Here is a 13,677-nt window from a genome sequence, read left to right on the forward strand (position 1 = left end):
TGCTTGCAGCCGTGGCGACAGTGGCGCCAAGATAGGCACAACCTATAGGAATAAAAGCATGAAATTCTGCAGTGCGTGCGGTAAACCGGTGGTTCAACGCATTCCCGAGGGCGATACCCGCCTGCGCTATGCCTGCGATCACTGCCATACCATCCATTACCAGAACCCCAATATCGTTGCCGGCGTGCTACCGACCTGGGGCAGCCAGGTGCTGCTGTGTCGCCGCGCCATCGAGCCGCGCCGGGGTTACTGGACCCTGCCCGCCGGGTTCATGGAGAACGGCGAGACCCTGGAGCAGGCCGCTCGTCGCGAAACCGTCGAGGAAGCCTGCGCCCGGGTCGGACAGATGAGCCTGTACCAGTTGTTCGACCTGCCGCACATCAACCAGGTGCATGTGTTCTTTCGCGCAGAACTGGCCGACCTGGATTTCGCCGTCGGCGTCGAGAGCCTGGAAGTGCGACTTTTCGATGAAAGTGAAATCCCGTGGGACGAGCTGGCTTTCAGGACCGTCAGTCGTACCCTAGAATGCTATTATCGTGACCGCATCGAGCAGCACTACCCGATTGGCAACGAATGCTTGCCTCCCTTGCTCGTCTCGTCACCCAACACCTAGTTTTCAGGGATATCGTTTCATGCGCTGGTTGTTTGCCCTTTTCTGCCTCAGTGTGGCTTCGGTGTCCCAGGCAGCTTTTACCGAAACCATAGTGACCAAGCCGATCGAAAAGGCGGCACCTTCGCCCCTGCAGCTCAACCCCGTGCCAAGCATCCCCATCGACAAGATCCTGGTGGTCAAATCCCAGCGCCGCCTGCAACTGATCAGTGGTGGCGCCCCGCTCAAGACCTACCGCATTTCCCTGGGCAAGCAGCCCAAGGGTGCCAAGCAGCGCGAAGGCGACAAACGCACCCCCGAAGGCTTCTACTGGATCGACTGGCGCAAGGTCAGCGATCGCTACAACCTGGCCATGCACGTGTCCTACCCGAACATCAGCGACTCGGCACGCGCACGGCGCGAAGGTGTGGAGCCCGGCGGCATGATCATGATCCACGGCACCCCGCTGGACGAAGAGTACCCCGAAGAGTTCTTCCACACCCTGGACTGGACCGAAGGCTGCATCGCCATGACCAACCGCGACATGCGTGAAGTCTGGAGCATGGTGCCGGACGGCACGATGATCGAAATTCGCCCCTGAGGACTTACCTCAGGCGCGCGCAAACGCCCTGGGCTGATCCGAACGACCACAAAAAAGCCGCGACCGATGCTGATCGGTCGCGGCTTTTTTGCAGGCTTCAGAAGTCGGCGAGTTGCCAGACCTCATAGGCCGGGGTTTGGTAAGGGTGACTCTGCTTGAGCGCAGCGACCACCGCCTGGATCAGCGCGTCGGCCACCACCAGCTCGACCCGCCACTCTTCGACCTGCTCGACCACGCCGGTCTGCCCGATGAACGGCTGGCTGCCGTCCAGCGGGCGGAACTGGCCCTGGCCCAGCACCTGCCAGGCGCAGCAGTCATAGTCGCCGATGCGTCCGCCGCCTGCGGCGAACACAGCGGCCTTGACCACGTCGACATGGCTGGGCGGCACGAAGAAGGCGAGCTTGTACACCCTTAGTTCACCCAGACCCGCGCGTTGCGGAACATGCGCATCCAAGCGCCGTCTTCATTCCAGTCATCCGGACGCCAGGAGTTCTGCACGGCACGGAAGACCCGCTCAGGGTGCGGCATCATGATGGTGACGCGACCGTCGCGGCTGGTGAGGCCGGTGATCCCGCGCGGCGAACCGTTCGGGTTGGCCGGGTAGGTCTCGGTAACCTTGCCATGGTTGTCGACGAAGCGCAGGGCCACGCAACCGGACAGGTCGGCTTCGAGCAGTGCTGCTTCGCTGGCGAATTCGGCATGGCCTTCACCGTGGGCGATGGCGATCGGCATGCGCGAACCGGCCATGCCCTGCAGGAAGATCGAGTTCGACTTCTGCACTTCGACCATGGCCACACGGGCTTCGAACTGCTCGGAACGGTTGCGCACGAAGTGCGGCCAGAACTCGGTGCCCGGGATCAGCTCGTGCAGGTTGGACATCATCTGGCAACCGTTGCACACACCCAGGGTGAAGCTGTCGGTACGCTCGAAGAAGCCCTGGAAGGCGTCGCGGGCACGGGTGTTGAACAGTGCCGACTTGGCCCAGCCTTCGCCGGCGCCCAGTACGTCACCGTAGGAGAAGCCACCGCAAGCCACCAGGCCCTTGAAGGTTTCCAGGTCGACGCGACCGGCGAGGATATCGCTCATGTGCACGTCGATGGCGTTGAAGCCGGCACGGTCGAACGCCGCTGCCATCTCCACCTGGCCGTTGACGCCCTGCTCGCGCAGGATCGCCACCTGCGGACGAACACCCTTCTTGATGTACGGCGCCGCGATGTTGTCGTTGACGTCAAAGCCAAGCTTGGCCGACAGGCCCGGATTGTCTTCTTCGAGCAGGATGTCGAATTCCTGGTCGGCGCACTCGGCGTTGTCACGCAGGCGCTGAATCTTGTAGCTGGTTTCGGCCCACTGGCGCTGCAGCAGGCGACGGTCGCCCTTGAACAGCTCTTCACCCGCCAGCTTGATCAGGACTTCGCCGTTGTTGATCGGCTGGCCGATCACCGCGACGCAGTCTTCACCCAGGCCGGCAGCGCTGAACTGCGCCAGCACGTCAGGGGTAGCGTCCTGACGCACCTGGATCACCGCGCCCAGCTCTTCGTTGAAGAGGATGGCGGCGATTTTTTCACGCTTGCTGGTCAGGGTGTCGAGTTCCAGCTCCAGGCCGCAATGACCGGCAAAGGCCATTTCCAGCACGGTGGTCATCAGGCCACCGTCAGAGCGGTCGTGGTAGGCCAGCAGGTGGCCGTCGGCGTTCAGGCCCTGGATCACGGCGAAGAAGGCCTTGAGGTCTTCAGCGTCGTCGACGTCCGGTGCCGCGCTACCGAGTTTGCCGTGGGTCTGGGCGAGGATCGAGGCGCCCATGCGGTTCTTGCCGCGGCCCAGGTCGATCAGGATCAGGTCGGTTTCGCCCTTGTCCATGCGCAGCTCTGGAGTCAGGGTCTTGCGGATGTCGGTAACCGGTGCGAAGCCGGTGACGATCAGCGACAGCGGCGAGGTGACGGATTTTTCAGCACCCTCTTCGCTCCAGCGGGTCTTCATCGACATCGAGTCCTTGCCCACCGGAATGGTCAGGCCCAGCTCAGGGCACAGCTCCATGCCGACCGCCTTGACGGTGTCGTACAGACGCGCGTCTTCACCCGGGTGGCCGGCTGCGGACATCCAGTTGGCCGACAGTTTGATGTCGGAGAGTTTCTCGATGCGCGAGGCGGCCATGTTGGTCAGCGTTTCGCCGATCGCCATGCGGCCCGAGGCCGGTGCGTCGAGCAGGGCCAGCGGGGTACGCTCGCCCATGGCCATGGCTTCACCGGTGTAGACGTCGAAACTGGTGGCGGTGACGGCAACGTCAGCCACTGGCACCTGCCACGGACCGACCATCTGGTCGCGGGCAACCAGGCCGGTAATGGTGCGGTCGCCGATGGTGATCAGGAAGCTTTTGCTGGCTACGGCCGGGTGGCGCAGGACGCGCTCCACCGAGTCGGTCAGTTCCAGGGCGCTTGGATCAAAATCGTCGCCCAGCTCGGCTTCACGGGTAACCGAACGGTGCATGCGCGGCGGCTTGCCCAGTAGCACTTCCAGTGGCATGTCCACCGGGCTGTTGTTGAAGTGGCTGTCGGTGACGGTCAGGTGCGGTTCTTCGGTGGCTTCACCCACCACGGCGAACGGGCAGCGCTCGCGCTCGCAGATGGCCTTGAAACGCTCGAAATCAGCGGCATCGACCGCCAGCACGTAGCGTTCCTGGGATTCGTTGCTCCAGATCTCGTGCGGGGCCATGCCCGGCTCGTCGTTGGGCACGTTGCGCAGCTCGAAGCGGCCACCGCGGCCACCATCGTTGACCAGCTCGGGGAAGGCGTTGGAAATACCGCCCGCGCCCACGTCGTGGATAAAGGCGATCGGGTTGCTGTCACCCAGCTGCCAGCAGCGGTCGATGACCTCCTGGCAGCGGCGTTCCATTTCCGGGTTCTCGCGCTGTACCGAGGCGAAGTCGAGGTCGGCGGAGCTGGCGCCAGTGGCGACCGACGAAGCTGCGCCGCCACCCAGGCCGATCAGCATGGCCGGGCCACCGAGGACGATCAGCTTGGCACCCACGGTGATCTCGGCTTTCTGGACGTGATCTTCGCGGATGTTGCCCATGCCACCGGCGAGCATGATCGGCTTGTGGTAGCCGCGCACTTCTTCGCCGTGCGGGGTGTTGATCGACTGCTCGAAGGTACGGAAGTAACCGGTCAATGCCGGACGGCCGAACTCGTTGTTGAACGCCGCGCCACCCAGCGGGCCTTCGATCATGATGTCCAGCGCGTTGACGATGCGCTCAGGCTTGCCGTATGCCTTCTCCCATGGCTGTTCGAAGCCCGGGATCTGCAGGTTGGACACGGTGAAGCCGGTCAGGCCGGCTTTTGGCTTGGCGCCGCGACCGGTGGCACCTTCGTCGCGGATTTCGCCACCTGAGCCGGTGGAGGCCCCGGAGAACGGCGAGATGGCGGTCGGGTGGTTGTGGGTCTCGACCTTCATCAGGATGTGCACCGGCTCCTGCACCGCGCCGTACTGGCGGGTTTCAGGGTTCGGGAAGAAGCGTCCGGCCACGGAACCTACGATCACCGAGGCGTTGTCCTTGTAAGCGGACAGCACGCCTTCGCTGTGCATCTGGTAGGTGTTCTTGATCATGCCGAACAGGCTTTTTTCCTGGCTTTGGCCGTCGATGTCCCAACTGGCGTTGAAGATCTTGTGACGGCAGTGCTCGGAGTTGGCCTGGGCGAACATCATCAGCTCGATGTCGTTCGGATTGCGCGCAAGGCCCTGGAAGGCATTGACCAGGTAGTCGATTTCGTCTTCGGCCAGGGCCAGGCCCAGGTCGACGTTGGCTTGCTCCAGCGCGGCGCGACCGCCACCGAGGATGTCCACGGAGGTCATCGGCTTGGGCTGGGCATGGCTGAACAGGCCGGCGGCCTCTTCCAGCTTCGCCAGTACCATCTGGGTCATGCGGTCGTGCAGCACCTCGGCTACCACGGCAACATCGGCGTCGCTCAGCTCGCCGCTGACGTAGTAGGCGATACCGCGCTCCAGACGTCGGACGTTTTCCAGGCCGCAGTTGTGGGCGATGTCGCTGGCCTTGCTCGACCAGGGCGAGATGGTGCCGAAGCGTGGCATTACCAAGAACAGGCGACCGGTCGGCTCCTGTACCGGAACGCTCGGGCCGTACTTGAGCAGGCGCGCAAGCACTTGCTGTTGGTCGGCGGTCAGTTCGCCGTCAACCTCGGCGAAATGAGCGAATTCAGCGTACAAACCACTAACAGCGGGGACTTTCTGGCTCAGTTGCTCGAGTAATTTACCGTGGCGAAAGGCAGAAAGGGCAGGAGCGCCGCGCAGGATCAACATCGTCGGGACAGCCTCAGGAAGGGGGTGTGCTTAGAGGCCGTGCATTCTAGCCTAATTCCGCCGCTTCCGGCACCCGCAACACTGCATTCTGACGCATCCGCATGTCGGCGGAACGAACCGGACTCGAGGGTCAAAAAAACCAGCGATTTCACTCAATCGCCCGCCCTTACCGCAAAGCTCGCTAGCAGACAAGCTATCAGTTGTCGAGATATGGCGGGACCGGTGCTTTGCGTATACTGCAACCTATGTTCGCCCAAACAGCTTTGCGCCAGCGCTGCGCCAGATGGCTCATCGCAACCGGACTCTTCCTGATGCTCGCTGCCTGCGTTGAAAAACCCGGCACACTGGAGCGCGTCAAGGAGGACGGTGTGCTGCGCGTGATCACCCGCAACAGCCCCGCCACCTATTTCCAGGACCGCAACGGTGAAACCGGCTTCGAGTACGAGCTGGTCAAGCGCTTTGCCGATGACCTGGGGGTGGAGCTGAAGATCGAGACGGCCGACAACCTCGACGAGCTGTTCGACCAGCTCGGCAAGCCGTCAGGCCCGGTGCTGGCTGCCGCCGGCCTGGTCAGTAGCGAGCAGCGAAAGTCCCAGGTACGCTTTTCCCACCCCTACCTGGAAGTGACCCCGCAGATCATCTACCGCAACGGCCGCTCGCGTCCGACCGACGCCAAGGACCTGGTCGGCAAGAAGATCATGGTGCTCAAGGGCAGCAGCCATGCCGAGCAACTGGCCGGACTCAAAAAGCAGTATCCGACCCTGGAATACGAAGAATCCGACGCAGTGGAAGTCGTTGACCTGCTGCGCATGGTCGATGAAGGGCAGATCGACCTGACCCTGGTCGACTCCAACGAGCTGGCGATGAACCAGGTCTACTTCCCTAATGTGCGGGTGGCCTTCGACCTGGGCGATGCCCGCGACCAGCGCTGGGCGGTGGCCGCTGGGGACGACAACAGCCTGCTCAACGAGATCAACGAATTTCTCGACAAAGTGCAGAAGAATGGCACCTTGCAGCGCCTGAAAGATCGTTATTACGGCCACGTCGATGTACTGGGCTATGTAGGCGCCTATACCTTCGCCCAGCACCTGCAGCAGCGTTTGCCGCGCTACGAGAAGCACTTCAAGAACTCGGCCAAGAAGGAACAGGTGGACTGGCGCCTGCTGGCGGCCATCGGCTACCAGGAGTCCATGTGGCAGGCCGAAGTCACCTCCAAGACCGGCGTGCGCGGCCTGATGATGCTGACCCAGCGTACCGCCCAGGCCATGGGCGTCTCCAACCGCCTGGACCCGGTGCAGAGCATTCGTGGCGGCGCCAAGTACTTCATGCACGTGAAAGAAGAACTGGACGACTCGATCAAGGAACCGGACCGTACCTGGTTCGCCCTGGCCGCCTACAACGTCGGCAGCGGTCACCTGGACGATGCGCGCAAGCTGGCCAAGCGCGAAGGCCTGAACCCGAACAAATGGCTGGACGTCAAGAAGATGCTGCCGCGCCTGTCCCAGAAGCAGTGGTACAGCAAGACCCGCTACGGCTATGCCCGCGGCGGCGAGCCGGTGCACTTCGTGGCCAACATCCGACGCTACTACGACATCCTCACCTGGGTGACCCAGCCGCAGCTGGAAGGCAGCCAGGTGGCCGACAGCAACCTGCATGTGCCAGGTGTCAACAAGACCAAGCCGCCCGAGCAGGCGCCACAGCTCTGATCAGTTCGCATGCCTCCTGTACCCGCTGGCGCTCAATGCATTCAGTTGCAACTGCAAAAGCCATCGCCGGCGCTGCCGGCTCCCACAGGGTTTCGCCAAGTGGGAGCTGGCGAAGCCTGCGATCGACTGCGCAGCAGTCGCAAACCCAACCGGATCACCGTACGCAGTTCAGTCAGGCCTTCGCCCGGCGCGCCTTGAAGAACTCGGAAAGTATCGTCCCGCACTCCTCGGCCAGCACGCCCCCTTCGAAAATCACCCGATGGTTGAGAAAACCCTGGCTAAAGAACTGCCCCTGGCTCTGCACGATGCCCGCCTTGGGCTCCAGGGCGCCGTACACCACCCGGGCGATGCGCGAATGGACGATGAGCCCTGCGCACATACTGCAAGGCTCCAGGGTCACGTAGAGGGTGCTGCCCGGCAGGCGGTAATTGCTCGCCGCCTGGGCAGCGGCGCGAATCGCGACCATTTCGGCATGGGCACTGGGATCGCTACCACTGATCGGGCAGTTGAAACCGCGGCCGATGACCTGGCCATGCTGCACCAGCACCGCGCCCACCGGCACCTCGCCCATGGCCGCGCCCTGGGCAGCCAGCTCCAGGGCCTGGCGCATGAATTCCTGGTCGCGGCTGCGATCGATGATCTGCGCTCGCATCAGGCCACCTCGATCGCGGCCATCAGGCCGGTTTCCATGTGGTCGATCACATGGCAGTGGAACATCCAGGTCCCCGGGTTATCCGCCACCAGGGCCACCTGGGCGCGCTCGTTCTTGCCCAGCAGGTAGGTGTCGGTGAAATAGGGTTCGACCTTGCGCTTGTTCGAGCCGATCACCTTGAAGCTCATGCCGTGCAGGTGGATCGGGTGCTGGTACTGGGTCATGTTCTTCAGCTCGAGGATATAGCTCTTGCCCTTCTTGAGCGTGGCAATCGGCCGCTCGGCGCAGGTCTTATCGGTAATATCCCAGGCCTGGCCATTGATCTGCCACAGGCTTGGCGGCTTGCCGTTGTCGACATCGACCGAGACCTTGCCGACCCATTCGAAATTGAAGTTGAGCTTCTCGGCACTGGCCAGGTCCGGCTCGGCAATCGGGTTGGCCGGCAGCGCAGGCGGCCAGTCGCCGGGCGCTTCGTTGCTGGCCACCGAGCGCAGGGTACCCAGCCGCACCGGGCCATCGCGCAGCGAGACCTCCTCGCCGGCCGGCGGCATCTTGATCGCCAGGCAGATACGCATGCCCGGCCCGAGCCAGTAATCCTTGCCCAGTGGCCGCGGTGCGATCGGGTTGCCATCCAGGGCGTAGACCTTCGCCTCGAAGTTGCCCTTGAGGTTGATCCGGTAGGTCAGGGTATTGTCCAGGTTCAGCAGGCGCACCCTCACGATTTGCCCGGCCGGCATCTCGACCACGGCGTTGGCCCGGCCATTGATGGTGATCAGGCGCCCGGCAGTACCGCCACGGGCCGCCTCGCGAGGAATGCTGAAAGGAACGAAGGCGCCCTGCTCGTCCACGTGCCAGTTCTTCAGGCTCAGGGTGCGCTCATGCCTGAAGCCGGTGGGCTCACGCTCCTCGACGATCAGCGGGCCGACCAGGCCGCGACCCAGCTCCTCGGAGCTGCTGACGTGGGGGTGGTACCAGTAGCTGCCGGCATCCGGCACGCGGAACTTGTAATCGAAGAACTCGCCCGGCTTGACCGGCAATTGCGACACGTAAGGCACGCCGTCCATTTCCAGCGGCAGGCGGATGCCGTGCCAGTGGATGGTGGTCTCGACCGGCAACTGGTTGATAAAGCGTACCCGCAGCCATTCGCCCTGGCGCACCCGCAGCTCGGTGCCCGGCGCCGACGGGCCGAAGGCCCAGGCTTGGGTCTTGTGTCCGGGTACCAGCTCGACATCCAGCGGCGCTGCGATCAACACATAGTCTTGCCCGGCATCCGGGTCGGGACGCCCCAGCCAATAGCGGGCCGCGCCACCGGCGCCCAGACCGATTGCCACAAGGCCAGTCAGGCCACCGAGTATTTGTCGCCGGGTAAAGGACATGCAGCGGGTACCTCGTATTGCCAGGAACAACATGCCGGCACCTGGCCAGGTACCGGCAATGAAGGGCGAATACGATACACCTGCAATTGAGAAAGATTAAGTGAAGAGTTGTCGCATCAAGGCCGGCGGATGCCGGGAGGCGCCAGGGACGGGTCGAGAAACTCGAAAGGACGTTCGCGGACTTTGATCGCCAGCCGCCAGTCTGCCCGAACAATACCCTGTGGATTGCTCGTGGACGGCTGGTACCATTCCCCCGGGTCCAGCGTCATTTCGGTAGCCTGGCCTCTGCCTGCATCGACGATTCGCACGCTGACAACATCCTCCAACTGGGCAAGCCCAGGCACACCGTTGTACGTACTGGCGTGGGTGTCGCCGACAAAGGCCAGCCATTTGCCGACACCCGGTTCAGAGCGGGTGGCCTGGATAATCCCGCTGGCGTAGTAACTGAACACCTTCTGCCGCAACGGCCCCTGCACATCCAGCCCGTCCAGCCGGTAACTGGCGGCACAATCCAGGGCGATAACACGCACCCCACGGCGACTGGCTTCCCAGACCACATTGGTAAACGTATCCTCGCCAGCAATGTTGGCGAAGTGGCCAGCATCGAGCTCGGCCAGGTGATCACGCAACCTGGCGCTCATGAAACGTTGCGCGAACAATCGGTCCAGATCGGCCTGGTGCAGATCGCTCATCAGATGCTCCATGTACAACGTATCGACGCCGCTACGGGCCAGCGCTTTCATGTTTTTGATCAGGAAGCGCTTGCTGGCAATCGCCTGATGCGACTCACCGATCACTACCCCTTGGGCTTCGTCATAAAGGCGTTGCAATGACAGGACAGCCGACACCTGTGGATTGGGTCGCGGCACTGGGGAGCGCGGCATCTGCCTGGGAAGTGAACCGATGTAGCGGTTTGCGTCCTCGACCAGGCGCTCGCGCAGTGCAACGAAATCGTCGCGCACAGGGTTGAGCACAGAATCCGGGTCATACATGTCCCCCGACAGCATCAGCCGATTACGCTGACTGAACAGTTCGCCAACGGCCCCCCGTTGCCCGGCAGGTACATGATAACGGACCAGAGAAGTGTCGTTGACAATGTACCGAGCCGGTACGCTAGGGACAGGGCCAAGGCTGCCAAGGCATTGGCCTCCACCGCGCAGGCAAGCCGCCTCGACCAGGTTCCAACGCAACTGATCGCTGAACTGCACGGGGAAATTGCCGCTGAATGCAAACGGATTGCCTGGATCGACTATCAACCAGCTTTTGACCGAGGCGTCGTAACGCACGCGGTACAACAAGCCATGCAAGCGTATGTATTGCCCCTCGCCCCAGGCCAAGACCCCCTCAGCGGACGGAATCGCTGCAGTTTCAGCAGGCATTTCCAGCCTGGCCTGGTACAGCTCCAGCTCATCGATTGACGGTATGGCTCCAGGTAGCAGCAACCCAAGGTTCAACAGCACATCCACACCCGCGACAATCGCAGCAATCAACGCAGCCCTGCGCTCCTCGGGATCACGAGCGGTGATCGCCTGATCGATGCTCAACCCCATGTGCGCGACACTGGCCAGGACCACGGTCAATGCCAGCGGCCACCAGGCAATAGCCATGGGCGACAGTACGCGCAGGCCAACCCCCAGATAACCAATCCACAGTTGCTTGCGTAAATCGGCATTGCTGCGCAATTGAGCGTCGGCGTCAGCCTGCATCTGCTCACGGGTTTTCGCCACCAGCCAGTCACAGGGATCGGCGGTGACCGGCTGCCAGCTGACCAGACCCTCAAACTGCTGCATTTGCGCGCCAGCCAGCTTCTCGAAATGGGCAATGCGTTGGGCCAAGGGTGCGGCGGCGGTGTTGAGCCCCAGTTGCGCCAAGAGCAGAAGCGAAGTCTTCGTATTGAGTTCCCGGCGCAACCATAGCGGCACGGCGTGTCTATCGCTGAAGACATGAAAGCTGTTGGTACCACCCGGCGCATAGAGCAGCTGTACCCCCGAGGGATGGGCGAACCACAGGGCATGCACCAGGTCGTGCCCATCCAGCCGCAGGTAACCGACTTGAACCTCGCCCAGGGAGGGGCGCTGACCTTGCAGATCGTCAAGCGTCAGTGCCATCGCACGTTGCACACCAAAGGCTTGCATAATCCAGTGCAGATGACGCCGCTCAAGCTGCCCGGATGTGAACGCGATGGCTGCGGCAGCAAGGACGTTTATCCGGATCAGCAGTTTCAGGTTACCGGCTTCCTGCTGCCAAAAAGTGTGCAGGCGGGCCTTGTAGTCGCTGGCAAAATCAACAGCCCACAAGGCAGGCAGTACCTTCTGAGCGAGCAATCTGACTTCATTGGTCTGGTTAAATACACCGGCCTGAGGCCCTGCGCGATAAAAGCCCCCCCAAAGATCGAGAGCATCAGCGCTATCCTGGTCGCTGACACGAAATCGGCGCATCACCAACTCGGTGAATGTCATGGACTCTTCAGGCGTGCCCCGGTGTTCCCAACCGTTGTAGCTCAAGGTGCTATTCCACCCGTTGGTGAACCGATGCCAGTAGACCTCATCGGGATTTTCGTCGACACCCAGAGAAACCAGGATTTTCCGGGCGGCCGTCCATGCCATCGAGTGCAACTCCGGCAGTTGCACCAGAACGTGCCTGGCCAGGCAATTGAGATGCTCCGACAGATTACTTACAGCGCATGTGCTCATGTGACTGACTCCTATCAGTGAACAGGACGTTCACTGTGGAGGCCGTGCTTCGAACACAGGCGGTAGATAGATCAAGCGCCAGGTGTATAGAGGCTGCAGCAAAAAGGGCGCCGAAGCGCCCTTTTTGTCATTCCCACTCGATCGTTGCCGGCGGCTTGCTCGACACGTCGTAAGTGACGCGGGAGATGCCTTCGATCTCGTTGATGATCCGACCGCTGACGGTCTCCAGCAGCTCGTAAGGCAGGTGCGCCCAGCGAGCGGTCATGAAGTCCACGGTCTCGACAGCGCGCAGGGCAACAACCCAGGCGTAGCGACGGCCGTCGCCAACGACGCCAACCGACTTGACCGGCTGGAACACCACGAACGCCTGGCTGGTCTTGTGGTACCAGTCGGCCTTGCGCAGTTCTTCGATGAAGATGTGGTCGGCGCGACGCAGCAGGTCGGCGTATTCCTTCTTCACTTCACCGAGGATGCGCACGCCCAGGCCCGGGCCCGGGAACGGGTGGCGGTAGACCATGTCGTACGGCAGGCCCAGCTCCAGGCCGATCTTGCGCACTTCGTCCTTGAACAGCTCACGCAGCGGCTCGACCAGCTTGAGGTTCATTTCCTCCGGCAGGCCACCGACGTTGTGGTGCGACTTGATCACGTGGGCCTTGCCGCTCTTGGCGCCGGCCGACTCGATCACGTCAGGGTAGATGGTGCCCTGGGCGAGGAACTGGATGTTGTCCAGCTTGCTGGCCTCGGCATCGAAGATGTCGATGAAGGTACGACCGATGATCTTGCGCTTCTTCTCCGGGTCGGCTTCGCCGGCCAGGTTGTCGAGGAACTGCTTCTCGGCGTCGGCGCGGATCACCTTGACGCCCATGTTCTCCTTGAACATGGCCATCACCTGGTCGCCTTCGTGCAGGCGCAGCAGGCCGTTGTCGACGAACACGCAGGTCAGCTGGTCGCCAATGGCGCGGTGCAGCAGCGCGGCGACCACCGAGGAGTCGACGCCGCCGGACAGGCCCAGCAGGACGTTGGCCGAACCCACCTGCTCACGTACCTGGGCGATAGCGTCTTCGACGATGTTGGACGGGGTCCACAGGGCTTCGCAGCCGCAGATGTCCTGGACGAAGCGCGAAAGGATGCGACCGCCTTGCTTGGTGTGGGTCACTTCCGGGTGGAACTGCACGCCGTAGTAGCCCAGGGCATCGTCGTACATGCCGGCGATCGGGCAGCTCGGGGTGCTGGCCAGGACGCTGAAGCTGCCCGGCATCTGGGTGACCTTGTCGCCGTGGCTCATCCACACGTCCAGGCCCAGTACGCCGTCATCGTCGACGTGGTCTTCGATGCCGTCGAGCAGGCGGCTCTTGCCGACCACGTCGACGCGGGCATAGCCGAACTCGCGCAGTTCGGAACCTTCGACCTTGCCGCCCATCTGCTCGGCCATGGTCTGCATGCCGTAGCAGATGCCCAGCACCGGGACCTTCAGGTCGAACACGGCCTGCGGGGCGCGTGGGCTGTTGGCTTCGTGGACCGACTCGGGACCGCCGGCCAGGATGATGCCGCGCGGGTTGAATGCGCGGATCGCTTCATCGTCCATGTCGAACGGGTGCAGTTCGCAATACACGCCGATTTCACGCACGCGGCGGGCGATCAGCTGGGTGTACTGGGAACCGAAGTCGAGAATCAGGATTCGGTGAGCGTGAATGTCGAGGGCCATGACTCAATCTCGTCAGTGGTAATCGGAAACGACGCGGGGCTGTC

At 62.6% G+C, this 13,677-nt stretch carries 9 protein-coding genes; 3 read left to right on the top strand and 6 right to left on the bottom strand.

What is annotated here, in order from left to right; all coding sequences use genetic code 11:
• Positions 1–58: 58 nt before the first annotated feature.
• Both ACIQUS_RS04895 and ACIQUS_RS04900 read left to right on the top strand, forming a co-directional pair.
• On the top strand, positions 59–613 hold the full coding sequence (locus ACIQUS_RS04895; protein ID WP_403043612.1) for an NUDIX hydrolase: 555 nt from the start codon (positions 59–61) through the stop codon (positions 611–613).
• A gap of 19 nt (positions 614–632) precedes the next feature.
• A complete protein-coding gene (locus ACIQUS_RS04900; RefSeq protein WP_403043614.1) occupies positions 633–1,190 on the top strand; it encodes a murein L,D-transpeptidase family protein in 558 nt (185 codons plus the stop codon).
• 97 nt (positions 1,191–1,287) lie between these two features.
• Here the strand turns inward: ACIQUS_RS04900 and ACIQUS_RS04905 are convergent, their stop codons facing one another.
• Both ACIQUS_RS04905 and purL read right to left on the bottom strand, forming a co-directional pair.
• Positions 1,288–1,599, bottom strand: a complete 312-nt coding sequence (locus ACIQUS_RS04905) for an NGG1p interacting factor NIF3 (protein ID WP_403043617.1) — start codon at positions 1,597–1,599, stop codon at positions 1,288–1,290.
• A 2-nt stretch (positions 1,600–1,601) separates the two neighbouring features.
• Positions 1,602–5,501 (bottom strand): phosphoribosylformylglycinamidine synthase, encoded by a 3,900-nt coding sequence (gene purL / locus ACIQUS_RS04910; RefSeq protein WP_403043620.1) that lies wholly within the window; start codon positions 5,499–5,501, stop codon positions 1,602–1,604.
• Positions 5,502–5,746: 245 nt separating this feature from the next.
• Between purL and mltF the strand changes: the two genes are divergently transcribed.
• Positions 5,747–7,207 (top strand): membrane-bound lytic murein transglycosylase MltF, encoded by a 1,461-nt coding sequence (gene mltF, locus ACIQUS_RS04915; RefSeq protein WP_403043623.1) that lies wholly within the window; start codon positions 5,747–5,749, stop codon positions 7,205–7,207.
• A 172-nt stretch (positions 7,208–7,379) separates the two neighbouring features.
• Here the strand turns inward: mltF and tadA are convergent, their stop codons facing one another.
• From tadA to guaA, 4 genes are all read right to left on the bottom strand, one after another.
• A complete protein-coding gene (tadA, locus tag ACIQUS_RS04920) occupies positions 7,380–7,859 on the bottom strand; it encodes a tRNA adenosine(34) deaminase TadA (RefSeq protein WP_403043625.1) in 480 nt (159 codons plus the stop codon).
• Positions 7,859–9,235, bottom strand: a complete 1,377-nt coding sequence (locus tag ACIQUS_RS04925) for a multicopper oxidase family protein (RefSeq protein ID WP_403043627.1) — start codon at positions 9,233–9,235, stop codon at positions 7,859–7,861. The genes tadA and ACIQUS_RS04925 overlap by 1 nt, the downstream gene beginning before the upstream one ends.
• A 116-nt stretch (positions 9,236–9,351) precedes the next feature.
• Positions 9,352–11,928: a dermonecrotic toxin domain-containing protein gene (locus ACIQUS_RS04930; RefSeq protein WP_403043630.1), complete on the bottom strand. Its 2,577-nt coding sequence runs from the start codon at positions 11,926–11,928 to the stop codon at positions 9,352–9,354.
• Positions 11,929–12,055: 127 nt separating this feature from the next.
• Positions 12,056–13,633: a glutamine-hydrolyzing GMP synthase gene (gene guaA, locus ACIQUS_RS04935; RefSeq protein ID WP_403043633.1), complete on the bottom strand. Its 1,578-nt coding sequence runs from the start codon at positions 13,631–13,633 to the stop codon at positions 12,056–12,058.
• Between the last annotated feature and the right edge of the window lie 44 nt (positions 13,634–13,677).

Source organism: Pseudomonas sp. NPDC090755, from assembly GCF_044769005.1.
Lineage (GTDB): Bacteria > Pseudomonadota > Gammaproteobacteria > Pseudomonadales > Pseudomonadaceae > Aquipseudomonas.